General features: G+C 58.6%; 25 protein-coding genes. 8 read left to right on the plus strand and 17 right to left on the minus strand.

Annotated features, from left to right (window positions below):
• Positions 1-71: 71 nt before the first annotated feature.
• Positions 72-578 carry a cupin domain-containing protein gene (locus tag RQI55_RS07570; protein ID WP_243256750.1) on the plus strand — a complete coding sequence of 169 codons (507 nt, stop codon included), beginning with the start codon at positions 72-74 and terminating at the stop codon, positions 576-578.
• A 103-nt stretch (positions 579-681) separates the two neighbouring features.
• On the plus strand, positions 682-1,638 hold the full coding sequence (gene gshB / locus RQI55_RS07575; RefSeq protein ID WP_243256749.1) for a glutathione synthase: 957 nt from the start codon (positions 682-684) through the stop codon (positions 1,636-1,638).
• Positions 1,639-1,691: 53 nt separating this feature from the next.
• On the opposite strand, the gene RQI55_RS07580 is transcribed toward gshB, so the two are convergent.
• The gene (locus RQI55_RS07580; RefSeq protein WP_243256748.1) at positions 1,692-3,275 is read right to left on the minus strand and encodes a peptide chain release factor 3; all 1,584 of its coding nucleotides are present in this window, start codon (positions 3,273-3,275) and stop codon (positions 1,692-1,694) included.
• A gap of 90 nt (positions 3,276-3,365) precedes the next feature.
• On the opposite strand from RQI55_RS07580, the gene dut reads away from it, so the two are divergent.
• Positions 3,366-3,836 (plus strand): dUTP diphosphatase, encoded by a 471-nt coding sequence (gene dut, locus RQI55_RS07585; RefSeq protein WP_243256747.1) that lies wholly within the window; start codon positions 3,366-3,368, stop codon positions 3,834-3,836.
• Positions 3,837-3,987: 151 nt separating this feature from the next.
• Entirely contained in the window at positions 3,988-5,520 is a 1,533-nt protein-coding gene (locus tag RQI55_RS07590; RefSeq protein WP_311272449.1) for a YifB family Mg chelatase-like AAA ATPase, read from the plus strand.
• A gap of 1,135 nt (positions 5,521-6,655) precedes the next feature.
• Here the strand turns inward: RQI55_RS07590 and cysK are convergent.
• The 4 genes from cysK to RQI55_RS07610 all read right to left on the minus strand — a co-directional run bounded on the left by cysK (position 6,656) and on the right by RQI55_RS07610 (position 9,926).
• Positions 6,656-7,624, minus strand: coding sequence for a cysteine synthase A (gene cysK / locus RQI55_RS07595; protein WP_243256744.1), 969 nt, complete (start codon positions 7,622-7,624; stop codon positions 6,656-6,658).
• A gap of 143 nt (positions 7,625-7,767) precedes the next feature.
• Complete coding sequence (locus RQI55_RS07600; protein ID WP_311272450.1) at positions 7,768-8,385, minus strand: LysE family translocator; 618 nt, start codon at positions 8,383-8,385, stop codon at positions 7,768-7,770.
• Positions 8,386-8,505: 120 nt separating this feature from the next.
• On the minus strand, positions 8,506-9,105 hold the full coding sequence (locus RQI55_RS07605) for an EF-hand domain-containing protein (RefSeq protein WP_243256742.1): 600 nt from the start codon (positions 9,103-9,105) through the stop codon (positions 8,506-8,508).
• A 107-nt stretch (positions 9,106-9,212) separates the two neighbouring features.
• Entirely contained in the window at positions 9,213-9,926 is a 714-nt protein-coding gene (locus RQI55_RS07610; protein ID WP_192063304.1) for a pyrimidine 5'-nucleotidase, read from the minus strand.
• 103 nt (positions 9,927-10,029) lie between these two features.
• On the opposite strand from RQI55_RS07610, the gene RQI55_RS07615 reads away from it, so the two are divergent.
• Positions 10,030-10,932 (plus strand): DMT family transporter, encoded by a 903-nt coding sequence (locus RQI55_RS07615; protein ID WP_243257004.1) that lies wholly within the window; start codon positions 10,030-10,032, stop codon positions 10,930-10,932.
• Position 10,933: 1 nt separating this feature from the next.
• Here RQI55_RS07615 and argB read toward each other — a convergent pair whose 3' ends face one another.
• Positions 10,934-11,818 (minus strand): acetylglutamate kinase, encoded by an 885-nt coding sequence (gene argB, locus RQI55_RS07620; RefSeq protein ID WP_042616363.1) that lies wholly within the window; start codon positions 11,816-11,818, stop codon positions 10,934-10,936.
• 241 nt (positions 11,819-12,059) lie between these two features.
• Between argB and RQI55_RS07625 the strand changes: the two genes are divergently transcribed.
• Complete coding sequence (locus RQI55_RS07625; protein ID WP_243256741.1) at positions 12,060-12,425, plus strand: hypothetical protein; 366 nt, start codon at positions 12,060-12,062, stop codon at positions 12,423-12,425.
• 72 nt (positions 12,426-12,497) lie between these two features.
• On the opposite strand, the gene yihA is transcribed toward RQI55_RS07625, so the two are convergent.
• Genes yihA through rpmH form a run of 4 tightly spaced genes read right to left on the minus strand, consistent with a single transcriptional unit; the run spans position 12,498 to position 15,520 of the window.
• Positions 12,498-13,166, minus strand: coding sequence for a ribosome biogenesis GTP-binding protein YihA/YsxC (yihA, locus tag RQI55_RS07630; protein ID WP_243256740.1), 669 nt, complete (start codon positions 13,164-13,166; stop codon positions 12,498-12,500).
• Entirely contained in the window at positions 13,163-14,968 is a 1,806-nt protein-coding gene (gene yidC / locus RQI55_RS07635; RefSeq protein WP_243256739.1) for a membrane protein insertase YidC, read from the minus strand. The genes yihA and yidC overlap by 4 nt, the downstream gene beginning before the upstream one ends.
• A complete protein-coding gene (rnpA, locus tag RQI55_RS07640; protein ID WP_042616367.1) occupies positions 14,968-15,351 on the minus strand; it encodes a ribonuclease P protein component in 384 nt (127 codons plus the stop codon). The genes yidC and rnpA overlap by 1 nt, the downstream gene beginning before the upstream one ends.
• Positions 15,352-15,382: 31 nt before the next feature.
• Positions 15,383-15,520: a 50S ribosomal protein L34 gene (gene rpmH, locus RQI55_RS07645; RefSeq protein ID WP_042616368.1), complete on the minus strand. Its 138-nt coding sequence runs from the start codon at positions 15,518-15,520 to the stop codon at positions 15,383-15,385.
• A 365-nt stretch (positions 15,521-15,885) separates the two neighbouring features.
• Between rpmH and RQI55_RS07650 the strand changes: the two genes are divergently transcribed.
• Complete coding sequence (locus tag RQI55_RS07650; RefSeq protein ID WP_311272451.1) at positions 15,886-17,913, plus strand: methyl-accepting chemotaxis protein; 2,028 nt, start codon at positions 15,886-15,888, stop codon at positions 17,911-17,913.
• A gap of 70 nt (positions 17,914-17,983) precedes the next feature.
• Here RQI55_RS07650 and RQI55_RS07655 read toward each other — a convergent pair whose 3' ends face one another.
• Positions 17,984-19,330, minus strand: a complete 1,347-nt coding sequence (locus RQI55_RS07655; RefSeq protein WP_243256737.1) for a dicarboxylate/amino acid:cation symporter — start codon at positions 19,328-19,330, stop codon at positions 17,984-17,986.
• A gap of 254 nt (positions 19,331-19,584) precedes the next feature.
• Between RQI55_RS07655 and RQI55_RS07660 the strand changes: the two genes are divergently transcribed.
• Positions 19,585-20,220, plus strand: coding sequence for a CatB-related O-acetyltransferase (locus tag RQI55_RS07660; protein ID WP_243256736.1), 636 nt, complete (start codon positions 19,585-19,587; stop codon positions 20,218-20,220).
• Between the two features lie 49 nt (positions 20,221-20,269).
• Here the strand turns inward: RQI55_RS07660 and RQI55_RS07665 are convergent, their stop codons facing one another.
• From RQI55_RS07665 to RQI55_RS07690, 6 genes are all read right to left on the minus strand, one after another.
• A complete protein-coding gene (locus tag RQI55_RS07665; RefSeq protein WP_243256735.1) occupies positions 20,270-20,530 on the minus strand; it encodes a hypothetical protein in 261 nt (86 codons plus the stop codon).
• A 79-nt stretch (positions 20,531-20,609) separates the two neighbouring features.
• On the minus strand, positions 20,610-21,536 hold the full coding sequence (locus tag RQI55_RS07670) for a carbohydrate kinase (RefSeq protein WP_243256734.1): 927 nt from the start codon (positions 21,534-21,536) through the stop codon (positions 20,610-20,612).
• Between the two features lie 95 nt (positions 21,537-21,631).
• Positions 21,632-22,330, minus strand: a complete 699-nt coding sequence (locus tag RQI55_RS07675; RefSeq protein WP_243256733.1) for an orotate phosphoribosyltransferase — start codon at positions 22,328-22,330, stop codon at positions 21,632-21,634.
• A gap of 70 nt (positions 22,331-22,400) precedes the next feature.
• On the minus strand, positions 22,401-23,438 hold the full coding sequence (pyrC, locus tag RQI55_RS07680; protein ID WP_243256732.1) for a dihydroorotase: 1,038 nt from the start codon (positions 23,436-23,438) through the stop codon (positions 22,401-22,403).
• Positions 23,439-23,534: 96 nt separating this feature from the next.
• On the minus strand, positions 23,535-24,572 hold the full coding sequence (locus RQI55_RS07685; RefSeq protein WP_243256731.1) for a 4-hydroxyproline epimerase: 1,038 nt from the start codon (positions 24,570-24,572) through the stop codon (positions 23,535-23,537).
• A 69-nt stretch (positions 24,573-24,641) separates the two neighbouring features.
• The gene (locus RQI55_RS07690) at positions 24,642-25,973 is read right to left on the minus strand and encodes an alpha/beta hydrolase (RefSeq protein WP_243256730.1); all 1,332 of its coding nucleotides are present in this window, start codon (positions 25,971-25,973) and stop codon (positions 24,642-24,644) included.
• Positions 25,974-26,048: the final 75 nt, after the last annotated feature.

Genomic DNA, 26,048 nt, shown 5'->3' on the forward strand with positions numbered 1-26,048 from the left:
AATCTATTTATGGAAGTTCATGCTTACGCGGTTTGTGTTATGGCGTTCCCATTGCAAAATGGGGGCGCAATATGGCTTTGCATGTACTGATCGCAAGTGTTGCGGCAATCGCGGCGCGTTCCGTGCCATCCATACCTTTGACAAGCCGAAGCCGCCGGGCGGAGCCCGTCGTCTCGCAGTCGTCGCACGCCATGGAGATGAAGCCCGCCCCGATCAATCCGGACTGGATCATCGAGGGCCAGCCCGTCGCCCGCATGGCCGACCACTCCAGAAGTGACGACCGCGCCGCCCACACCGCCCTTTGGGATTGCACAGCTGGCACTTTCCGCTGGTATTTCGGCTGGGATGAAACCGTCCATATTCTGGAAGGCGATGTGCATGTCACGGCGGAAGATGGCACTATCCATATGCTGCGCGCCGGCGATGTCGCCTATTTCAAGGCGGGCACCTGGGCCACATGGCGGGTGGATGCGTACGTGCGCAAGGTCGCCTTTCTGCGCCGCCCGTTCCCCGCGCCGATTGCCTTTGCCTACCGCGTCAAGAACAAGCTGATGCCCGCGAAAGCGCCGTCGTTGTAAGCCTCGGACCAGTCAATAAAACTCATAGATGCGCCACTGCGTAACAGTTGCCTTTGAAGCTTGCCTGCCCTAAACCTTTCGGGCTTTCAAAAGGAAACTGCGCATGGCCAAAATCAAGAACGTCGCGATCCAGATGGATCATGTCTCCGGCATCAACATTGCGGGCGATAGCACCTTCGCGATCAGTCTTGAGGCGCAGGCCCGTGGCTATCGCCTGTTCCATTACACGCCGGATCGCCTGTCGATGCGCGATGGCAAGATCTACGCCACCGTGGAGCAGATGCAGCTGCGCGATATCAAGGGCGATCATTTCTCCCTGTCCGAACCCGAGCGCGTCGACCTCGCGACCATGGATGTCATCCATCTGCGCCAGGACCCGCCATTCGACATGGCCTACATCACCTCAACGCATCTTCTGGAGCGCATCCACCCCAAGACGCTCGTCGTGAACGATCCGGCCTGGGTGCGCAATTCGCCGGAAAAGATTTTCGTCACCGAATTCGCTGACCTGATGCCGACAACGCTCATCACCAAGGATCCGGGAGAGATTGCCCGCTTCCGCGAAGAGATGGGCGATATCATCCTCAAGCCGCTTTACGGCAATGGCGGCGCTGGCGTGTTCCACTCCACCCGCGATGACCGCAATTTCTCCTCGCTTCTGGAAATGTTCGGCCAGATGTTCCGCGAGCCCTATATCGCCCAGCAATATCTGCCTGATGTCCGCAAGGGTGACAAGCGCATCCTGCTGGTGGATGGAGAGCCTGTTGGCGCCATCAACCGTGTGCCTGCGGAAAACGATGCCCGCTCCAACATGCACGCCGGCGGCCGCCCAGAGCCGACGGAACTGACGGCCCGTGAAAAGGAAATCTGCGAACGCATCGGCCCTGCCTTGCGCGAGCGCGGCTTCCTCTTCGTCGGCATTGATGTGATTGGCGACTACATGACGGAAATCAACGTCACGTCACCGACCGGCATCCGCGAAGTCAAGAAATTCGGCGGTGCCGATGTCGCAAGCCTGCTGTGGGATGCCATCGAGCGCAAGCGCGAAGCGCAGGGTTGATATTTCCGAGATCGTACCCCGGCCTTGCAGCCGGGGTTTTCATTTGACCGTTATCACGCCGCTTTTGCGACGTGGTATTCCTTGATCGCCACCATCTTGATGCCGGGATAACGCTCCGCCTCGTAGCGCAGCGAAAAGGCATCCTGCGCCAGAAACACCGGGTCGCCATCCAGGTCGCGGGCAATATCGCCGCGCTTCACCGTCAGGAACTTCTCCATATCGGCAGGCTGCTCGGCTGAAATCCAGCGGCAGATCGAAAAGCGCGACATTTCAAACGAGACCGGCAGGCCATATTCGCCCATCAGCCGTTCCTTCAGCACGTCCAGCTGCAACGCGCCGACAACGCCCACGATGGCAGGAGAACCGTCTTCGGGTGAAAACAGCTGCACGACGCCTTCTTCGGCCATCTGGTGCAGGGCTTCCTTCAGCTTCTTCGCCTTCATCGCATCTTCCAGCCGCACGCGGCGCAGAATTTCCGGCGAGAAGTTGGGTACGCCCTGGAAAACGAGGTTTTCACCCTCGGTCAGCGTGTCACCAATGCGCAGGGTGCCGTGGTTGGGAATGCCCACCACATCGCCCGCAAAGGCCGTGTCGGCAATGTGGCGCTGCGAGGCGAAGAAGAATTGCGGAGCCGTCAGGCCCATCTGCTTGCCGGTGCGCGCCAGCCGTGCCTTCATGCCACGCTCCAGCTTGCCGGAGCAGATGCGCGCGAACGCAATACGGTCGCGGTGGTTGGGGTCCATATTCGCCTGAATCTTGAAGACGAAGGCCGTCATCTTGTTTTCATCGGCATGCACGGTGCGCGTATCGGCCACCTGGTTGCGCGGTGGTGGCGCAATCTCGCCCAGTGCATTGATCAGGTCGCGCACGCCGAAATTGCGCAGCGCCGAGCCAAAGAACACCGGCGTCAGATGCCCTTCCAGAAACGCCTCGCGATCAAACGGGCGGCAGGCTTCCAGCGCCAGTTCCGTTTCCTCGACAAAGGCTTTACGCTCGTTTTCCGGCAAGCGGCTGGCCACATCCTGCGGGCCATTCACCTGCGTTGCCTCAACCTCCTTATCAGAGCCGCGAACCTTGTTGCTGGCCAGATAATAAGAGCCGCAGAAGCTCTTGGAGCGACCGATCGGCCAGGTGATCGGCGCCGTGTCCAGCGCCAGCTTCTCTTCGATTTCATCAAGGATTTCGAAGATATCCCGACTTTCACGGTCCATCTTGTTGACGAAGGTGATGATGGGAATATCGCGCATGCGGCACACTTCGAAAAGCTTCAGCGTGCGCGGCTCGATACCCTTGGCGGCATCGATCACCATGATCGCAGCATCCACCGCCGTCAGCGTGCGATAGGTGTCATCGGCAAAGTCTTCGTGGCCCGGCGTATCAAGAATATTGAAGACCTTGTCGTCATATTCAAAGGTCATGACCGAGGTCACGACGGAGATGCCGCGTTCGCGCTCGATCTTCATCCAGTCAGACCGCGTCTGGATGCGGTCCTTCTTCGCCTTCACTTCACCGGCCAGCTGAATGGCACCGCCGAACAGCAGCAGCTTTTCGGTCAGCGTCGTCTTACCGGCGTCCGGGTGCGCGATAATAGCGAAGGTGCGGCGGCGGGAAACCGCCTCTGCGAGTGTTTCGGTCATCTGACAAATCCTGTGGAATTGCGGGGTATCTAGCGTTTCGGGGCCGCTTTTGCAATTGACCTTGGCCCGCACAAGGAAAACTAATGCGCCATGACCCAAGAAAAGCAGAAACGCCCCGCCCTTAATCTTGTCCGCTTGCCCCACGCGGGAGGCATTGAACTGCCCTCCTATGAGACATCAGGGGCCGCAGGCATGGATCTACGCGCAGCGGTGGAGGAAGGCGCACCGCTGGTGCTAGCGCCCGGCACCCGCGCTCTGGTGCCCACTGGCTTCATCTTCGAAGTGCCTGAAGGCTATGAGGCACAGATCCGCCCGCGCTCCGGCCTTGCCATCAAGAGCGGTATCACCTGCCTCAACACGCCCGGCACCGTGGACAGCGATTATCGCGGTGAGGTCAAGGTCATCCTCGCCAATCTGGGGCAGGAGGATTTCGTGGTTGAGCGCGGCATGCGCATCGCCCAGATGGTCATCGCGCCGGTCACGCAGGTTGATGTTGTCGAGGTCAGCGAAACCTCGCAGACAACACGCGGCGCGGGCGGCTTCGGCTCCACCGGCGTTTGATAGCCTGCAACCGGCCACATTTTTTCTGCCCGGTATAAGTGAAATTGTTCACTTCCTGTTCTTGTTTTGCGTTGGCGTCTGTGCAAGGTTGCAGAGACGGACAACTACTCGCTTTATGCGAGTTTTCGAAAGTCCGCATATGGGGGCTTTCATGGTTGCGCGCGTCAATACGGTGGCATTTCAGGGCATAGAGGGTGTGCCTGTCGAGGTTCAGGTCATGGTCGCGCCGGGCAAGGTCGGCATGCAGATCGTCGGCCTGCCGGATAAGGCCGTCGCAGAGAGCCGGGAGCGGGTGCAGGCCGCCCTCCATGCGTCCGGCTTGGCACTTCCCGCCAAGAAGGTCACCGTCAATCTGGCACCCGCTGATCTGCCCAAGGAAGGCTCGCATTTCGATTTGCCCATTGCGCTTGGCCTCATGGCCGCGCTGGGCGCCATCCCGGCGGAAGCGCTCAATGCTTATGTCGTTCTGGGTGAGCTTAATCTGGATGGCACCATTGGGGCCGTATCCGGTGCGCTGCCTGCTGCCATCGGCGCCAATGCGCAGGGCAAGGGCCTTATCTGCCCGGCAGATAGCGGTGGAGAAGCCGCATGGGCAGGGGCTCAGTTTGAAATTCTCGCACCGCGCAGCCTCATTGCCCTCGTCAATCATTTTCGCGGGACGCAACAGCTGGCACGCCCGGTCGCTGCCATCCGCGCCAACCCCGCCAACCTGCCGGACTTGGCCGATATCAAGGGCCAGGAAAGCGCCAAGCGCGCTCTGGAGGTCGCTGCTGCCGGAGGCCACAATTTGCTGATGGTCGGTCCACCCGGCTCGGGCAAATCTATGCTGGCCTCGCGCCTTCCCTCCATCCTGCCACCGCTCTTGGCGTCGGAACTTCTGGAAGTTTCCATGGTCCATTCCATTGCCGGGCAACTCTCCGGCGGCAAGCTGTCGGATCGGCGTCCCTTCCGCACCCCGCACCATTCCGCCACCATGGCAGCACTTGTGGGCGGTGGCATGCGGGCAAAGCCGGGGGAGGCATCGCTTGCCCATCACGGCGTGCTGTTTCTCGATGAGTTCCCGGAGTTTTCACCGCAGGCGCTGGATGCCCTGCGTCAGCCGCTGGAAACGGGCGAGTGCATCATTGCCCGCGCCAATCATCGCGTCAGCTATCCCGCAGAAATCCAGCTGGTTGCCGCCATGAACCCGTGCAAATGCGGCATGGCGGGCGAGCCCGGCTTCACCTGCGCCCGTGGTCCGCGCTGCGTTACGGATTATCAGCAGCGCATTTCTGGCCCCTTGATGGACCGCATCGATATCCGCATCGAGGTTCCCGCCGTTTCCGCTGCCGACCTCATTCGCCCCATGGCCGCAGAAGCCAGCGCCGATGTCGCCATCCGCGTTGCCCGCGCGCGTGATCTGCAACAGGATCGCTTCGCTGCGGCAGGCTTTAACGGCATTCGCACCAATGCCCGCTGCTCCACAGCGCTGATCGAAAAATTCGCAGAACCGGACGCGCCCGGCCTGCAATTGCTGCGCGACGCGGCTGAGAAGCTGAAATTCTCCGCACGCGGCTATCACCGCATCCTCAAAGTCGCCCGCACGCTTGCCGATCTGGATGACAAGCCAACCGTCACCCGCATTCATCTGGCCGAAGCCATCTCCTACCGTATCGCCGGAGAGCGGTTGACGGCTGCTGCCTGATCGAGGGCGCGCCGCGCTGCCTGCGGGTTCCCTCTCCCTTCAAGGGAGAGGACAGAAAATCATGACCTTGGCGCAGCTCAGGCGTCATTTTCAGGTGAGGGTCATGCCCCAACCATCAGCATCCCTCTATCGCAAGATATTTTCCATCTGAAACAGTCGCTTAATAAAAATCTTGGGAAAATCCTCAAAAAATCGATCTGCACTTTCTCAATGACGGGCGAATCACCCGCACAATGGTCCCGTTCCGCCCTCGGATACACCGCAAGGCGTTGCGGCGAGGCGGAACCGGCGCTGGTGGTGATGAGGCTACGCAACCTTTCATCGCCGGGGTCTGGCAGCGATCTCCCCGGTGGCAACGGGTGAGGGGATGGCGCCGGTTTCGGACCGGCTGGCGCAATCTCCTCCATGTTCGATCCGGCCTGACGCTTGCGCTTTGCGAATGCCTGACGGGTTCGTAAAGCGCCTGCATCAGTCTGGCTCGTCAGCCACCGGGCGTACCGACAGCCCTCCGCCTATGGTCGAACGCGACCGAATGGCGGAACGGCGAAAGTCAGGCGGTACACAGGAACACGCTGCATCTGCCCTGTGCCAGAGATGGTGCGGACGGATCGTGAGGGACAGCATCGGCCAACAGCCTACGCCCATCTTGCGGAGAACGGATCGCCTCGTGTCCGCGCCTTGATCAATCGGCGCGGATGTCAGGCGAAGGCAGGTGTGGCCGAACTGGCAGGTGGCATCCTCTATGGGTGCCGCCGCCCGGAATGGGGAAGGGTTGTACCTTGGTCATGTCCGACCGGTTTTCCGGCAAGGTCTGCCCTCGCCATCCGGGATCAGCCAGCCGTGGCAAGAGATCGTGGGCGGACATAAACCGCTGAACGGGGCGCTGAAAGGTGCCAACACTTAAACTACCCAACGAGGCAACTTCCAGCGCCCCGTCCGAAATACCCATGGCCGCAAAACGGCGATGGTCAGAAAGAAAAGACCAAACCACGGGCAGAACATGCCGCGTGAACGGCGAAGCTTGGCTAAAAGCTCGCCGCGATTTTTGACATCACGGGGTTGCGGAGAGGCGTCACTGTGTGTCCTGCTTCACGCCCCACAAGCAATGCCAGCGGGGCGTAAAGCCTAAGCGATCTTATAGGCCAAGGCCCTCGAACAATGCAGTCGAGAGATACCGCTCGGCAAAGGACGGAATGATGACAACGATGGTTTTGCCCGCATTCTCTTCGCGTGCACCAACTTTGATGGCAGCGGCAAGAGAAGCACCGGAGGAAATGCCGACCGGCACGCCTTCCAGGCGGGCGACGAGGCGGGCCGTCTCGAAGGCCTCTTCATTGCTGATCGTCACGATTTCATCATAGATCTTTGTGTCGAGAACCGCTGGCGCAAAACCGGCACCGATGCCTTGAATCTTGTGCGGACCGGGCGTGCCGCCCGACAGAACCGGGCTGTCGGCAGGCTCGACCGCGACCACCTTCACCTCAGGCTTGCGCTGCTTCAAGACCTGCCCCACGCCGGTAATCGTGCCGCCCGTGCCGATGCCGGAAATGAAGATGTCCACGCCACCATCGGTGTCGTTCCAGATTTCTTCGGCCGTCGTCTTGCGGTGAATATCGGGGTTGGCGGGGTTTTCGAACTGTTGCGGAATGACCGCGTCGGGAATGGTCGCGGCCAGCTCATGCGCTCTGGCAATCGCACCCTTCATGCCCTTGGGTCCCTCGGTCAGCACCAGTTCGGCACCCAAGAGCGCCAGCATCTTGCGGCGCTCGATGGACATGGTTTCGGGCATGGTCAGGATCAGCTTGTAACCCTTGGCGGCTGCGGCAAAGGCCAGTGCAATGCCTGTATTGCCGGATGTGGGTTCCACCAGCGTTGTCTTGCCGGGCGTGATCTTGCCCTCGCCTTCCAGCGCATCAATCATGGCAACGCCGATACGGTCCTTGACGGAGGCAATCGGGTTGAAGAATTCAAGCTTGGCCAGAATGGTCGCCTTGACGCCCTTGTCCCGCGCCAGCTTGTCGAGCCGCACCAGCGGCGTATCGCCGACGGTTTCGGTAATCGAGGAATAGATCCGTCCGCGTCCGGGTTTTCTGGCTTCAGACATGGCATGCTCCCAAAGTGCAAATGGTCAAGAATTTAGCACAGAATAGGGAAATTGATCTGGCGACGCTAGAGAATGGGAGTGCTTATATTGGCTTGTGTCCAGCATGGCATTCTACAATTTCTGGTACTTGTAGAATGATTGCCTCAAGTCGCCCGGGTTGCGATCATGGCGGCTGTCGCAGCCAGAATTCCGGCTGCCGTGCGGTTCAGGATTTGAAGCGCGCTGGGACGCTTCAACAGCGTCCGGGCTTTGGACGCCAGCAGAATATAGGGAATGAGCACGGCCATCAGCACAACAAATGTCACCGCCAGCAGAGTGACATACTCTGTGCTGCCGATCATGCGGATGTCGATCAGCGTCGGCACCAGGGCCACGTAAAACAGCATGGTCTTTGGGTTGCCAAGCGTGATCAACAGACCCGACAGGAAAGACATGCCGATGCTGGTGCTTTTCTTTGCCTGCAAATCCTGCGGCAAAAGCCCCGCCGTCCACAGCTTCCAAGCAATGTAAAGAAGGTAGGCGGCGCCCGCGATTTTCAGAACCATGAAGGCTTCCTGAAAGGTCTGCGCAACGAAGGCGAGGCCAAGAATCACGGCGGTCAGATAGACCATGTCACCCAGCACCAGTCCAAGTCCCATGAAGAAGGTTTCGCGAAAGCCGGAGCCCAGCGCCCGCGCCACAATCGCCGTCATGCCTGGCCCCGGTATGGCGGCGGCGATGAAGAGGGCGGTTGCATAGGCAAGGAGGGTGGCGGCGCTCACGAACATATCCTTCAGATAGCAATGACCTGATATAGCACGAAGCCCGCTAGTGAAAAGCGCAAATGCCGGAATGCACAAAGCCCGCGCGAGGCGGGCTTTGCTTCTCAGATGTTTAGAAAATTACATGAACGGACGGTCCGGCATGTCGTCGATGCTGATGACGCCATCTGTGTTCTTGTCGAGGCGGGCAAACATCTTTTCGCCGGCCGCTGTATATTCAGCCTTGCTGATCTGGCCGTTGCCATCGGTATCGACCATGGCGAACATCGCGTTCATCCGGCCACCGGGACGCTTGCCACCTTCGCGGCCCTCGTGCTTGCGGCCTTCATGGCCCTTGCCGTCGCGCTCTGCATGCTCAGCTCCAGCCTTCTTGCCTTCGCGACCTTCCATCTTTTCACGCTCTGGACGCGGATTGGCGGCACGGAACTCATCCATCCGGGCTTTGCGGAAGTCCCGCATTTCCTTCGGCGTAACCGTCCCATCCTTGTTGGCGTCGATCTGTGTGAACAAAGCGTCCTGGCGTGCGGCAAACTCCTCCTTGGAAATCTTGCCGTCCTTGTTCGTATCGGCTGTCTTCAGCAAATAGACATAGGCCAGTTCAGGGCGCATGGGCGGACCATCCTTGCCAGGGCCACGCGGTGCTGCCATGGACATCGGGGCTGTTGTGCTCAGGACCAGAGCCGCGCCAAGCGCCGTAAGAGCGAATTTTCTGATTGTCATGGTCTATACCTTTCAAATGCTGTCCCTGGTTGAAAGGTAGTCATCTCATGCCACTTTCGCTACTTAAACATCAGTAATGTGCATGACAAATCGGTAACCTCCTGATGTCAGGTCCCGGGCAGCGCTTTCAGAAAGCCGGTCAGATCATCGGTCACGAAATCGATGTGGTCGTCGCTGGTTGCAGGAATTTCCCAGCGCTCCATGACGATGCCTTCGAGATTGCGCGGCACCAGAAGCACGGTCTTCATGCCAAGAGCCTTCGGTGCCGTCAGATTGCGCGGCAGGTCCTCGAACATGGCGGCCTTTGTCGTGTCCAGCTTGGCAAGGGCGGCGAACTTCTCATAGGTCGCGCTGGCAGGCTTTGGCAGGTAATCGGCGGCGACAATGTCGAAAATATCCTCGAAATGGTCGAGAATGCCCAGCGCCCCGGCAGCCGCCTGCGCATGCGGCACGCTGCCATTGGTCAGAATGAATTTGCGCCCCGGCAAGGCCTTGATCGCTTCGCCCAGTTCCGGGTTTGGCAGCAGGGCTGAGTAATCGATGGCGTGGGCGCGTTCCAGAAAGGCATCGGGATCAATACCATAATGGATCATCAGCCCCTGAAGCGTGGTGCCATGCTCATGATAATACTGTTTTTGCAGCTTGCGCGCTTCGTCGGGCTCCAGCTGCAAAAGCTCGGCCACATAGGCCGTCATGTTTTTGTCGATCTGCGAAAACAGGTTTATCTCATGCGGATAAAGCGTGTTGTCGAGATCGAAGACCCACTCGGTCACATGGGAAAATTCGGCGGGGTTCGGTGCGTTCTTCGGTTTCGTGCTCATGGGCCTGTTATGCCCTGTCGCCAGCCCAAAGAAAATCGAAAAGGCGACACTTACGCCATTTTCCGGGCTTTGGGGCGTCAGTGCGGGCGTGATAACCAAAGGCATGGAACTCTGGATACCCATCACCATCGCCGCCGCCTTCATGCAGAACCTGCGCTCCGCATTGCAAAAGCAATTGCAGGGGTCGCTCGGAACGCGCGGCGCAAGCTTCGTTCGCTTCGGATACGGCTTTCCGATTGCGGTTGCCTATGTGTTCTTTCTGCATATGGGAATGGGCGAGATCTTGCCGAGCTTCACCACAGGCTTTTTCCTGTGGGCTGTCGTCGGTGGCTTGGCACAAATCTATGCGACGATGATGCTGGTGCATCTGTTTTCGCTGCGTAATTTCGCAGTCGGCACGGCCTATTCCAAAACGGAGCCGGTGCAGGCAGCCTTGTTCGGCTTTGTCATCTTGGGCGAAAAGCTCAATGCCGGTGCCATCGGCGCCATTTTGGTCGGCGTCCTTGGTGTGATGACGATTTCCGTGGCGCGGATGCCATTATCCTGGCGAAACACTTTGACGGCGATGACCAGCCGCACGGCGTTGATCGGAATTGCGTCAGGCGGCATGTTCGGCGTTTCAGCCGTGGCCTACCGCAGCGCATCGCTGTCTCTCGAAGGGGCCGGGCCGATCATGTCTGCGGCCGTGACGCTCGCATGCGTCACCACGTTTCAAACCGTTTTCATGCTGGTCTGGATGGCATGGAAAGACAGATCCGAGATCGTGCAGGTGCTGGTGACATGGCGCTCATCGGCGCTGGTCGGCATTGCCGGGGTGATCGGCTCTGCCTGCTGGTTCACCGCGATGACGCTGCAGCAGGTGGCCTATGTCCGCGCGCTTGGCCAGATCGAACTGATCTTTACCTTCATGGCGTCGTGGTTCCTGTTTCGGGAACGGGTCAACGCCATGGAGCTTGCAGGATGCCTGCTGATTGTCAGCGGCATCCTGGGTTTGCTGTTTTCTTAAATCAGGGAACGATGAGCGTGCCCGCACCTTCGGTGAAAATCTCCAACAGAACCGAATGGGCGGTCTTGCCATTGAGAATGACAACGCCCTGAACGCCTGCCTTGATGGCTTCGATGCACGTCTCGACCTTGGGGATCATGCCACCGGAAATCGTGCCATCCTTGATGAGCGCCCGCGCCTGGGAAACCGTCAGCTCCTTGATGAGCTCCTTGTTCTTGTCGAGAACGCCTTCAACATCCGTCAGGAACAGCAGACGAGTGGCATGCAGCGCACCGGCGATGGCGCCCGCAAACGTATCGGCGTTGATATTGTAGGTCGCGCCGTCGCGTCCCGGAGCAACCGGCGCAATCACGGGGATCATTTCGGACTTGGCCAGAAGGTCGAGCAACGTGCGGTCGACTTCAACCACTTCACCCACGAAGCCAAGATCGAGGACGCGCTCGATATTGCTGTCGGGATCGATGACGGTCTTCTTTGCCTTTTCGGCGAAGACCATGTTGCCATCCTTGCCGCACAGGCCGATGGCCCATTCGCCGGTCTGGTTGATGAGGGCGACGATCTCCTTGTTGATCGAACCGGCCAGAACCATTTCAACGATTTCGACGGTCTTGGCATCGGTGACGCGCAGGCCACCTTCGAACTTTGATTCGATGCCCATCTTGCTCAGCATCGCGCCGATCTGTGGGCCGCCGCCATGGACGACGATGGGGTTGATGCCGGACTGCTTGAGGAGGGCGATATCCTCGGCAAAGGCCTTGCCCAGGCTCGAATCGCCCATGGCATGCCCGCCATATTTCACCACGATGGTCTTGTTTTCGTATTTTTGCATGAAGGGCAGGGCCTGCGCCAGAAGCCGGGCCTGCATTTCGCTTTCGGAAGACGCCATGGGAAAGATCCTCGTCGTTGATTGCCGCGCTTTTAGCCCAAGTTTTTGACAGATGAAACAACGCAGAGCGCATCGCTTGCAGAAAATTCAAACCCTGTCCCATCAAGGCAGGCCAATCCGATTGACAACATCCACCAATCAGCACAGCTTAACAGGTGGAGGCCATGGGTGCGTCGGGTGGAGAGAGCCGAAGCAGTGCCATGATATCGATTTTGCATGACAGCGGGGAGTTGTTTGGCGAATGACCTTGCCAGATCGGGAGAAACGGAGCGGTTTGAACGACGAGGTGCTGGCGGGCGAATATGTGCTCGGCGCATTGAGTGAGGCGGCGAATGCCCAACTTGCCAAACGCATAAAGACAGACCGCCAGTTTGCCGCGACCGTGCGCCGCTGGCAGGACAATCTTTCCCAGACCCAGCATAATGACCAGCGCGCTTATTCGGCCTATGGCGCCATTGCCGGGCGCGATGGGGTAAGGCGAACACAGCGGCGGCATAACGGCCTGTCGGGCATCCTAAGGCTATTATCAGGCCTTTGGGGCTCAGTCAGCTTCTGGCGGCTGCTGGCGGTGGCGTCACTCGTATGGGTGTCATTTTTACTGGCTTGAACGCAGCCTAAACAAACATAAAAAAAGAGGTGCGACTGGCGCACCTCTTTTGGATCTTAATGGCTCGTGACCTTACTTGATGCCGACGGTCTTGCAGATTTCTGCACGGACGTCATCTAGACCGGAGGTTTTCTCCGACGATGTGGCCAGAACTTCCGGGTAAGCCGCTGGACGCTTGCGGATCTTTTCCAACGTTTCATTGATGAGGCGAGGAACGCCCACATCCTTGATCTTGTCGGTCTTGGTCAACACGATCTGGTAGGAGATCGCGGCCTTGTCGAGGATCTTCAGAACATCCTCGTCATTGGCCTTGATGCCATGGCGCGAGTCGATCAGCAGGTAGACGCGCTTCAACGTGGCGCGGCCACGCAGATAATCGAACACCAGTTTCGTCCAGGCATCCACATGGTCCTTGGGTGCCTGTGCATAGCCGTAACCCGGCATATCCACCAGCGCCATGGGCGGAAGATCGCCAGGCTCACCGGAATAACCTTCAGGAACGAAGTAGTTCAGTTCCTGCGTACGGCCCGGCGTGTTGGACGTGCGCGCCAGCCCCTTATGGCCGACGAGCGCGTTGATGAGCGAAGACTTGCCAACGTTGGAGCGTCCGGCAAAGGCGATTTCAGGCGGACCTTCGGGCGGCAGGAATTTCATGGCGGGAACGCCACGAATGAAAATCCAGGGCCGTCCGAAGAGCGGCTTTTCCGTTGCCGGTTGGCCGCCTTTGTTATCGCTGGTCATTTGGTTTCCACCGGCTTTCGTTTGAACAGGCTCTTGAGGTTGTCAAACAACTCAATCTTGGCGCCGTGGCGCTTCATGATGAGGGCCTGCTGGGAGATTGAGAGCGTGTTGTTCCATGCCCAGTAGATGACGAGACCGGCAGGGAACGACGCCAGCATGAAGGTGAAGATCAGCGGCATCCAGGTGAAGATCATCGCCTGTGTCGGATCTGGAGGCGTCGGGTTCATGCGCATCTGCATGAACATGGTGATGCCCATAATGATTGGCCAGACGCCGATCATGAGGAAGTGCGGCACATCGTAAGGCAGGAGGCCGAACAGGTTGAACAGCGAGGTCGGATCCGGCGCAGAAAGGTCATGAATCCAGCCGAAGAACGGCGCATGGCGCATTTCGATGGTGACGTAAATGACCTTGTAGAGCGCGAAGAAGACCGGGATCTGCAACAGCATCGGCCAGCAACCGGCCACCGGGTTGATCTTCTCTTCCTTGTAGAGCGCCATCATGGCCTGCTGCATGGCCATGCGGTCATCGCCATGCTTGGCTTTGAGCTCTTCCATTTTCGGCTGCATGCGCTTCATGTTGGCCATGGACGCGTATTGCTTGCTGGCCAGCGGGAAGAATAGAAGCTTCACGACGATGGTGGTCATGAGAATGGCGACGCCGAAGTTGCCAAAATAACGGAAGAAGAAATCCATCAGTTTGAACATCGGCTTGGTGATGAAGTAGAACCAGCCCCAGTCGATCAGGCGGTCGAACTTCGGAATGCTGTACTGCGTCTCATAGCGGTCAACCAGCGGAACTTCCTTGGCGCCTGCAAAGACGAGGTTCTTCAGCTCGATGGACTGACCCGGTGCCACAGTCATGGCATCGCTGCGATAGTCTGCCTGGTAGCGCGGCTGACCGTCTGTGAAGTGCGAGTAGCGCGTTTCAACCGCAACATTCTGCGGAGGAACGATGGCTGCCGCCCAGTACTTATCGGTGATGCCAAGCCAGCCGCCCATAGCCTTAGGCAGCGTAACTGGCTTTTCCTCGATGTTCTTGTAGGTGTCTTCCGTCAGGCCCGCTTCTGTACCAGCCACGCCCAGGAAGCCTTCGTGAATAACGAAGACGGCAGGCGTTGTCGGCTTGTTGTTACGGGTGATGCGGCCATAGGTCGAGAAGGACACTGGCGCCTGGCCGGGGTTCTCGATCTTGTCCGTGACGGTGATCATGTAGTGATCGTCAATGGCGAGCGTGCGCGTGAATACAACGCCGACATCATTGGTAAAGGTCAGCGTAACAGGCGTCGTCTCGGTCAGCTTTGCGCCCTGAGGTGCAGTCCAGACCGTGGAAGGGCCGGGAGCGGAACCTGCGGTGGCTTCACCGGCGATATAGCCAAGCTCTGTGAAATAGCCGTCACGGGTGTCGGACGGAGAAAACAGCGTGATCAGCGGGCTCGAGTCATCCACGGTCTCATGGTATTCCTTGAGGCGGATGTCATCCAGACGCGCGCCGGTGAGGCTGATGGAGCCCTGAACGGCGTTAGTGTCGATTTCGATGCGCTGCGATTTCGTCAGCGATTCCTCGCGAGAAACCGTGGCTGCCTGCTGGCCGGTGGCGCCGGGCAATGTGCCTGCTGGAGCGGCGGCCGTGCCGGGTGCGGCATTGGTCGTTGTTGTCTGCTGCGTTGCCTGCTGCGCCTGTCGAGCCTCTTCGGCGCGGCGCTGCTGCTCTATGCGCGGGTTCATGTAGAGGAACTGCCAGGCAAGCACGATGACAACCGAAAGGCCTATCGCGATAAAGTAGTTGCGGTTTTTTTCCATCATTCTTTCCTGGAGCGGGTCTCCCGGGGGCGTCCGGATTTCGCTCGTCCTTCGATCCGCTCTGTGAGCAAGTGTTCCAGTACGGCGAATTCGGTTTTCAGTACGTCCCTTCGGGCGACAATCACATAGTCATGTCCGGGTTTCATTGCAAACCCTGCGGAGTGCCTGACGGCTTCTCTCAAGCGGCGGCGCATACGGTTGCGTTCAACCGCATTGCCTTGGCGTTTTGTGACCGTAAAACCGACCCTGGGCTCGGTTTCCGGCTGTTTGCGATCCAGCACTTCCAGAAGAAATGTGCTGCCTCGCCTCTTTTCCCCTGCCTGAACAGCAAGAAACTCCGGTCGGTTTTTCAACCGACCGGGTATTTTTTTCTCATGCGTCATGTGCCACGACTTTCATCGGGCTGTGGCCGGTTTAGGCCGAGAGACGGGCGCGGCCGCGTGTGCGGCGAGCGGCCAGAACCTTGCGACCGCCGGCAGTTGCCATGCGGGAACGGAAACCATGACGACGCTTGCGAACAAGCTTGGATGGCTGGAAAGTACGCTTAGACATTTATTTAATACCGCGGGGTGCGGCCCTTCTTGACTTTGCCCCTTATGGGACAAGAGCGTTTCGTTTTTCGCCCGGGAATGATTGCACAAGCGGCAAACGCCCAGACGTGCGGGCTTATAAGGGCTTAAGCGCCATAAAGTCAATTGCTGAACGGCATCCTTCCCGGAGCGTGTAGGGCGTCAGGAGAGGGGCCAGCGTTGCTTGTTTGGGTGCGGTCGTTACCAACGGCAACCTATGGGTGATTTCGCGTATAGTATTGGAAATCCTTTTTTAATGGAAACTGATTAAACGTTGTCATGCTGAACTATCTTCGCGGGGGCGTTTCTTGGCTTTTTGGGGGGTGGGGTCTGAAAAGGGAGTAGAAAGTGAAAATACGCGGTAAGATCAATCTTCTGGTCGGGCTGTTAAGCCTTGTTGCTTGCACCATCGGCGGCCTGGCGATTTATGCAGTTAGAGAATATCACACGCAGACAATCGCATTGGATGCTGTTGCTGACCGCGCACTTCTTGGTGAGAAATTGAACCGTCTGGTCACAGCGGTTGTTATGGAATCTCGCGGCGTCTATGGCGCCAAGGACATTGCCGCCGCTTCAAAATTTGCCGATGGCATCGTGAAAAATCTTGATGATATGAGCAAATTGCTCGACGCCTGGAAGCCACAGGTGCCCGCAGAGCAGGCCGCACAATTCGCCAACCTCGAAAAACGCTTTGCCGAATTCCGCACCTTCCGCACGGAAACGGCGCGACTTGGCCGCGAAGTCAGCCCTCAGGATGCCAATACCCAGGGCAACAATGAAGCGAACCGCGAAAACCGCAAGGCCTACCAGGCCGAGATCGACGCCGTGGTCAAGGATGACCTCAAGTCTCTGGATGCCGTCAAGGCTGAGATCGAGGCCTTCAGCCAGTTCATCTTCCTCGTCGTTGCCTTTGTGACGGTGGCCGGAGTAGCGGCTGGCGCTGCATTCGGTGTCTATATTGCATCCAAGGAACTCAGCGGCCCTATTCTCAAAGTATCCAATGTGATGAACGCCGTTGCCGAAGGCGATCTGAACACGGCAGTGCCTTATCTCGACCGCAAGGATGAGATTGGCGAAATGGCGGCTGCCGTTGAAGTGTTCAAGCGCAATGGGCAAGAAGCGCGCCGCAAGTCTTCGCAGGAAATGTCCATGCGCGCTAACAGCGACGAGTTGCAGGCCAGCATGGCTGATATCGTCAGCGCCGCAGCGGCTGGAGACTTCACGTCGCGTATCAACAAGGACTATGGCGACGAAGCCCTCAACCGCTTTGCGCAGAACATCAATGCGCTGATGGAGAGCGTCGATCGCGGCGTGACGGAAACCGGCCGCGTTATCGAAAGCCTGGCCAATGGCGACCTGACCCAGACCATGAACGGCAACTTCCATGGCGTGTTTGCGAAGCTCCAGGCCAATGTCAACGAGACATTTGACAAGCTGAAGGACACGATGTCTGAAGTTCGGGGCAGCACGGGCAGCATCAACGGCAATGCCAATGAATTGCGCTCTGCCGCCAATGATCTATCCAAGCGCACCGAGCAGCAGGCTGCAGCTCTGGAGGAAACCTCCGCTGCGTTGGACCAGATTACCGCCGTGGTTCGCAACTCCACCGACCGCGCTCAGGAAGCCAGCTCCATGGTGACCGAGACCAAGGAAAAGACAGCGCAGTCTGCCAAGGTCGTGGGTGAAGCGGTGTCTGCCATGGGCCGCATCGAGCAGGCGTCGAAAGAAATCAGCCAGATCATCAATGTCATTGATGAGATTGCTTTCCAGACCAACCTTCTGGCGCTGAATGCCGGTGTTGAAGCCGCGCGTGCAGGCGAAGCCGGCAAGGGCTTTGCGGTTGTGGCGCAGGAAGTGCGTGAGCTTGCTCAGCGTTCTGCCAACGCAGCGAAAGACATCAAGGCTCTGATTACGAAGTCTGGCGAGGAAGTGGGCAAGGGCGTGACGCTTGTTCAGCGCACGGGCGAAGTGCTCAGCGAAATCGAGACCCGCGTTCTCAGCATCAACGACCACATCCACTCCATCGCGGCTTCTGCGAAAGAGCAGTCGACTGGCCTCAACGAAGTTAACCTTGCCATCAACCAGATGGATCAGGTTACGCAGCGCAATGCTGCAATGGTGGAAGAAACCTCTGCTGCCACCCATAAGCTCAGCAGCGAGGCGGAAAGCCTTGTGTCGCTGGTCGGACGGTTCCGCCTGGGTGACGAGGGTGGCCAGATGGCGTCCTACTCGGCTCAACCATCCCGCCCAGCGGCGGCCACGCCACGCTCTGCACCGGTTGCATCGCCCGTTCGCAAGATGATGGGCAATGTTGCCCGCGCCTTCAGCGGCAATACGGCGGTGGCGCAATCCCGCGACGAATGGCAGGAATTCTAAGAGATTCTGCCCACTCCGTAAAATTCAAAAACCCGCCGGGCAACCGGCGGGTTTTGTGTTTGAAGGTGGTTTACGCTGCGGCTTGCGCAGGGTCCAGACCGTCAATGCCGTCCTGACGGTCATAGGCTGCCTGATCCAGAATGCCCTGACGCTTTGCCACAATGGTGGGGATCAACGCCTGACCCGCAACATTAACGGCGGTGCGTCCCATATCAAGGATAGGATCGACCGCCAGTAGAAGGCCAACGCCCTGCAAAGGCAGACCGAGCGTGGAGAGCGTCAGCGTCAGCATGACGGTTGCGCCCGTCAGGCCCGCTGTTGCTGCCGAACCAAGCACGGAGACAAAGGCGATCAGCACATATTCCTGAATGCCAAGTGGGACGCCGTAGAACTGGGCGACGAAGATCGCCGAGATCGCCGGATAGATCGCAGCACATCCATCCATCTTGGTGGTTGCACCCAACGGCACGGCAAAGGCTGCATATTCACGCGGCACGCCGAGATTGCGCTCGGTGACCTGCTCAGTCACTGGCAGCGTGCCGATGGAGGAGCGGGACACGAAGGCAAGCTGAATGGCTGGCCATGCGCCTGCAAAGAACCGTACCGGGTTGAGGCCATTCAGGGTGAGGATCACCGGGTAGACCACAAACAGCACGAGGGCGAGGCCGATATAGATGGCCGCCGAGTACCAGCCGAGCGAGGCGAGAGCCTCCCAACCATAGACCGCAACCGCGTTGCCCAGCAGGCCGATGGTGCCGATGGGTGTGAGGCGGATGACCCACCACAGGATCTTTCGGGTGATGGCCAGCAGCGAGCGGTTGAAGGCGAGAAACGGCTCTGCCTTTTCACCCACCTGCAAGGCAGCGATACCGACCGCGATCGAAATCACCAGAATTTGCAGGACGTTGAAGTTGAGTGCGGTGGTGGCGCCGCCCTGTGTAATCTTGGTGGATGCCTGAAGGCCAAGCAGGTTGGCAGGGATAAGCCCTTTGAGGAAATCAAGCCACGAACCCGTGCTGGACGGAACCGCAGCGGCGGTGACCGCTACGCCCGAATTGATGCCGGGCTGGATGACGAGACCCAGCGTGATGCCGATCAGAACCGCAATCAGCGCTGTGATCGCAAACCACAACAGCGTCTGCCAGACGAGGCGGGCTGCATTGTTCAGCTCACGCAAATTGGCAATGGAGGCGACAATCGCAGTGAAGATCAATAGCGGCACCAAGGCCCGCAAAAGCTGCACGAAAATCGTTCCGATAGTAGCCAGCGTCTGCACCAGCCAGTTCGGCCCTGCCTCGGTCGCGCCCATCTGGCGGGCAATATAACCCAGCACCAGACCGACGACCATGGCGGCAAAAACCTGAAAGCCGAAAGACGTATAAAACGGCCTTTGATACGTTGAGGAAGAAGAAGACATATTGAAATTCCGTAATAGCGCGACGACCGCAGCAGCGGCTTAACGCACGAAGGGAAAGGATGATCCCATTTTCTGCGTATTTGGCGCGATATCAACAAATGAGATTGCGTGGGAAGCTACTTCTTTAGTTTTCCATGCCCTTGGCTGAATATTAGGATATCAAAATTATTCATCGGAGACATAATCAGCTCTGGATGGATTGTGAATGTCCGAGCCAATAGGCTGAGGTGGAGTCAAATCAGCGGGAGGTTCACGTGGTTCTTCTCGACGCGAAGGCCGTTTATCCAATAACACTGCCAGACGGAACTGTGTTTAAAGAGACGGTCCATCTCAACAACGTCATCGACCATCCGCGCATGGAAATCGGTGATTTCAGCTATTACACGCATTCTGGCAAGCTTGAAGACACCGCAGCTATCCTCGCGCCTTTTCTTGGTCACGGGGTTCGCAAAAAGCTTGTCATCGGTAAATTCGCCCAGATTGCCAGAGGCAGCTATTTCATCACCAGCTCTGCCAACCATCCCATGACGGGGTTCACGACCTACCCATTCCGCATCTTCAAGCCAGAGACATTCGGCTACAAGGATTTGCCCGTCAAGGACACGATTGTCGACCACGATGTGTGGATTGGCCAGAACGCCGCCATCATGCCGGGGGTCCACATCGGCAGCGGCGCGATCATTGCCGCGGCATCAGTGGTCACGCGTAACGTGCCGCCCTATGCGGTTGTCGGTGGTAATCCCGCACGCATTATTCGCATGAGATATTCGCAGGACGTGATCGAAGAGCTTCTACGCCTTGCCTGGTGGGACTGGCATCTCGACAAGATCGAAGCCAATCTCGAGGCGTTGACCAGCGGGGACATAGCCAAACTGAAGAGCAGTTCTTAGATTGCTTCTGTCATTCACCCGCGAAGGGCCGAGGGGTGGCCCGCAGACGCTACCAGCGGCGCTGGCCGTCATCCGACCTTCCGCCATCATGCCACTGGTCATAATAGCGCATGGCTGTATCTTGCGCGGTGCCCAGCACTGCCGGGTTTTGCCAGACCATCATGCCGCCGATGACGACGGCGGCGAGCAGCGCGATCCCGATGAGTTTGCGCACGACGAACATCACCAGCCAGATGGCGATGACCGCGATAACGGCCATGACCAGCATGGAGCCGACGTCTTCAGGGATATAGGCCTCGAGGATTTCCATCGTCGCTTATAGAGGGAGTGTTTTGGCCGAAGAAAGGCAGAGCGGAAAAACGCTGGTCCAAAACCGGCGAAACATCTCCTTAAAGCCCGATCTCCTCAGCCCAAGGTGGGTTGGCGCCTGCGCGTGATACCGTCACAGCAGCAGCCTTTGCGCCGAGTGCGAGTGCCTTGGTGATCTGGTCTTCCGTCAATGAGGCCACTTGTGGCTTGGTGAGGAGGCCCTGGAGTTTCAGCGAGGCGAGGATGCCGGCGTCGAAAGTGTCGCCTGCGCCGACGGTGTCGACGACATCGACGCGCTCGCTTGGCACTTCTACGCGAAGGTTTGCGGTGTAGCCGACCGCGCCTTCTGCACCGCGCGTGACGACGACGAGCTTGGCGCCGTGGTGGAGCCAGTGGCGGGCGAGCGTGTCTTCATCGCCTTCGAGACCGAACCATGCCAGATCCTCATCCGAGAACTTGACGATGTCAGACTTGGCGGCCATGCGGTTGATGCGGTCGAGGTGTTTCTGCTTGTCCTTGATGAAGCCGGGGCGGATGTTGGGGTCGAGCGAGATGACGCGCTTTTCGTGTTCGCGCATCAGAAGCGCCTCATAAGTGCCGCCGCAAGGTTCTGGAATGAGGCTAATGGCGCCGAAATGCATGGCTTCGCAATCGGGACCGATATTGGGCAGATCGCTTTCAGACAGCATCCGCAACGCCGTGCCTTCATCGTAAAAGGCGTATGTCGCGTGGCCGTCCACCAGCTTGACGAAGGCAATGGTGGAGGGGCGGTTGGAGAAGGCGCAGAGGCTGTAATCCACATTGCTGGCCTTCAGCGTGTCTTTCAGGATCTCGCCCATCATGTCATCGGCGATACCGCAGAAGAAGGCAGAGGGAACACCGAGACGACCCAGCGCGATGGCCGTGTTGAAGACCGCCCCGCCCGCATAGGGCGCAAAACCGGCTTCGCCCTTCGTGGTTTCACGCGGCAGCATGTCGATCAGGGCTTCACCACAACACAGGATCATCCGGTTTTCCTCCGTACCAAAAACTAAATCGATTTAAACAACTTCGCACGACTTTTCCAGTCGCCTTGAAGCTGAAAATGTTTCGCCAGAAAAGATCAGGATTGCGGCAATTCGCTGACCCCGCCGCGGGCGGCAGACCATGGCAGCGGATTGTCGAGGAAGGCTTCGACTTCCGACAGGGTCTTGTCATCGAACAGCTTTTCGGAGCGTGCGACAGCCAGAACATCGCGCCATGTGCTGAGGTAATGCAGCTTCACATTTCCGTTGGCAAAGCGGGCTTCGGCTTCCTGGAAGATGCCATAATAGAACAGGGCGATGCCGTGATCGACAATGCCACCGGCGGCGCGGATGGCTTCGATGAAGGTGAACATGGAGCCGCCAGCGGTCGTCAGATCCTCGATGACCAGCACGCGTGCGCCTTCGGGCATATGGCCTTCGATCTGCGCATTGCGGCCATGGCCCTTGGGCTTCTTGCGGCAATAGATCATGGGCAGGCCAAGGCGTTCCGCCAGAAAGGCGGCGAACGGGATGCCTGCTGTCTCGCCACCGGCCACGCAATCGAATTTTTCAAAACCGGCATCAGCGACGATTTTTGCGGCTGCGAAATCCATGACGGTGGAGCGAATGCGCGGATAGGAAATCAGCTTGCGCATGTCGATATAGACGGGGCTCTTCATGCCCGATGCGAAAGTGTAGGGGCTTTCCGAATTGAAATGAACCGCCTTGATCTCCCACAGCATCTTCGCGACAAGTTCTGCCACCAGGGCGCGATCCGTGAATGTGAATGTGGACATCGGGCGTTTCCTCTTTGATCAGGTTCTACATAGAAAAACTGCCGGACGAACCGGCAGTGAATTGAAAAACTTAGGCGACATCCCAGTGCAATGGGAACATGGGGTCAAATACGGTGACGGGGCCAGCGCCCGTCTCGATCTTTTCTGGGAAGCTGACCGGCTCATCGCGCTTGATGAGCGTGATGGTTTCCTCGTTCGGGGCAAGGCCGTACCATGCGGGGCCGCTGAGCGAGGTGAAGGCTTCCAGCTTGTCCAGCGCATTGTCCTGCTCGAACACGTGCGCAAGGCAGCTCATGGTGTTGATGGAGGTGTAGATGCCCGCACAGCCACAGGCGCATTCCTTCAACGGGTCCACATGCGGGGCGGAATCCGTGCCGAGGAAAAATCTGCTGTCGCCGGATGTGGCGGCAGCGCGCAGCGCCAAGCGGTGCTCTTCGCGCTTGGCAACCGGCAGGCAATAATAATGCGGCTTGATACCGCCGACCAGAATGGCGTTGCGGTTGATGATGAGGTGGTGGGTGGTGATGGTGCCTGCGAGATTGGCCTTGGATGACTTGATATAGTCGACGCCGTCCTGTGTCGTCACATGCTCCATCGTCACCTTCAGCTCGGGCAGGCGCTTTCGCAGCGGCTCCAGAACCGTTTCGATGAAGACCTTCTCGCGGTCGAAAATATCCACTTCGGGCGTCGTGACTTCGCCGTGGACGCAAAGCGGCAGACCGATCTTCGCCATGCGCTCCAGCACCGGCATGGCCTTGTCCATATCCCTGACGCCGCCATGGGAGTTGGTGGTGGCACCGGCGGGGTAAAGCTTGACGGCATGGATGAGGCCGCTCGTCTTGCCTTCTTCCACATCATCAGGGCTGGTGTGTTCCGTCAGGTACAGCGTCATCAGCGGCTGGAAGCGGTCACCTGCGGGAATGGCCCTGGTGATGCGCTCCTTATAGGCGATGGCATCTGCTGTCGTAACGACAGGCGGAACGAGGTTCGGCATGATGATGGCGCGGGCGAAATGGCGGCTGGTATCGGCAATCACGCCTTCCAGCATTGCACCATCGCGCAAATGCAGGTGCCAGTCATCAGGGCGGCGAAGGGTGATCGACTTCATCGTAAAACCTCTGGATCATGCTGGAATTACGCCCGTTTAGCACCATTCCATGGAAGAAAACAACGTCCAGAGAGACTTTTTCCAACCCTCAGCGGGTCAAATCGCGCCCGCCTGCGGACCCCAGACATCGGTCATTGCAAAGCCATCCGCCAGCGGATCATTGGGATCCAGCCAGACCTGGTGCATGCCGAAGGTAAAGCCGCGCCCGGCAATGGTGGGAATGACAGCTGGCTTGCCAGCGACCTCGGTAACGGCTGACAACCCAACTTCGAACTGCGTGCCGATGATGGAGCGGGAGGTGTAGGTATCGCCGACCTTGACCTTGCCGCGCGCATGCAGCGTGGCGAGATTGGCCGAGTTGCCGGTGCCGCAGGGCGAGCGATCCGCCCGGCCCGGCCACATGGTGGTGCAGGTGCGGATGGTGCCATCGGCCTCGGTATCGCGGAACATCACATAGGCGACGCCTGAAATGGCGGGAATTTCCGGGTGCACCACGGGCAAGTCGCGGTTGACGATGTCTTTCAGCACCATGCCTGCGGCGACGAGCTTTGCAGCATTGGCCTTGTCTATGGTGAGGCCGTTCTGGCCCACGTCGACGAGCGCATAGAAGATGCCGCCATAGGCGATATCCATGCGGATGCGGCCCCAGTCCGGCGTGTCGATCTCCACATCAAGTTCATGCACGAAGGACGGCACCATGGTGAGCGTCACCTTTTCGCAGCGCCCGTCGCGGCAGGTAGCGGTGGCCTTCACCAGACCGGCGGCCGTTTCCAGCATCACGATGGTTTCCGGCTCCTTCATCTCCACCATGCCGCTTTCCAGCAGGGCGGTGGTGGCGCAGATGGAATTGGAGCCGGAGCTTGCATGCGCCTGATCCGGCTGGAGAATGACGAAGGCGGCATCCGCATCCGGGTGCTTTGGCGGCAGCAGAAGGTTGACGGAGCCGATGGGCGCGCCGCGCGGTTCCAGTGTCAGAAAGCGCCGGAGTTCTTCGCCCTTCGGATCGGTGTTGAGCCAATGCAACTGTTCGGCCACCGTGTTGCCCGGAATTTTGGGAACACCGCCGGTCGCAACGCGCCCGATTTCACCTTCGCAATGAACATCGAGGAGCTGAAGGGTACGTTTGAAGCGCATGGCGATCACTCCGGCAGGAATTGAGATGCACGCTCATAGCGTACAAAATACTGTTTGTATATTATGCGCTCAGCGATCCCGGCATGCGGATTTCCCGCGATTGGCTGGAAGGCTGCAATCATCAGACCGGCGCGTGCCGCTGTTTTGCCCTTGCGGATCGATGACGCTGGTTGCGGTGTCTCCGACGGAGCCTACGGTGTTGCCGACTGAGCGACCGAGGCGCTCGACCTGACGGCCATAATTCTCGCGGGTTCGCGGATCGAAGACGGCAATGGGCGCGCTGACGACGACGCTGGCCGCGGTGCCGACCGTCTGGGCTGCGCCGATGCCGACTGCGCCAATGGCCTCACCCAGGCCAACATCGGAATCCGTCACCGTCTGGCCGTCGATCAACCGCCCGCCGATAAGGCGCACAACTTCTGGGCTTTCGGCAAATTTGCCATGGTTGAGGCGATCGCCGGATTTCAGCTTGGTGAGATCGAGAACGGTAATACCGGCACTTTCCAGCTGGCTGCGATAGGGTTCAGCGGCAGGGTCGATCTGGCCGAGGCGGTCGACATTACCGGAGATGCGGCGGGAAAGGCTGAGCGCCCTGTCATCCTGAGAGACGAACAGGGTGAACTTCGGCTTGTCCGCGCCAAGGCTTGCATATTGGCGGGCAAACACGTCCACATCGAGATCTGGTGCGGCCAGAATGACATTGTTGATCTTGGGATAGACCCGGCCATGGCGGATCGCCATCTGGCGCAGGGCCTCCACCGCAAGCCACGTTCCCATGGAATGGGCCATGATGGTCACGTCGCTGACGGCATTGTCTTTCGCCAGCCGTGTCAGCATTTCTTCCAGCGCATCGCGGGAATAATTGGTGCTTTCCTTGTCGTAATTATAATCGAACACGCTGGCGCGAGACGGCCAGGTGAAAACAACAGGCATCACATCGGAGCCGGAATCATGCACGATCTGCGCAAAGCGGTAGACCGATTCCTCATAGCGATTGTTGAAGCCATGGACGAAGACCAGAACACGCTTGTTCTTCAGGCTGTTGCGCTTGATCCAGCTCTGGGTGTCCCGATCATTCTTCACCGGTTCAACCGAAACAGTGGTGAAGTTCTTCAACGGATCAGCGGGAAGCTTCTTCGGCCACTGCACCTGACCGACCGCGCGGTTGGCTTCGGGCGGAATGGAAACGGAGATGGCATCGACCTTCAGCCCCGTTCCGCGCTCGCCTCCAAAGAGAATGGCTTTGTCCTCAGACGGCGCCCGGGTTGTTGCCACCAGCAGATTGACCGCAGAGGTGCCCTGCACGCGCTCGCCCGTGGGCGTCATGACGCCAATGGGCCGACCGCCGCAACCGGCAAGAAAGGCGAGCAGGGTGACAAAAGTGACAAGCCTTGCGACCATTCCGATACTCCAGGAACAGGGCAAAGGCTCTCTCGCCACAATGACGATCTGGAGCCTTGGCCTTTATCGTTTCCC

It is taken from the genome of Rhizobium sp. WCS2018Hpa-16 (assembly GCF_031843705.1).
GTDB lineage: Bacteria > Pseudomonadota > Alphaproteobacteria > Rhizobiales > Rhizobiaceae > Agrobacterium > Agrobacterium tumefaciens_C.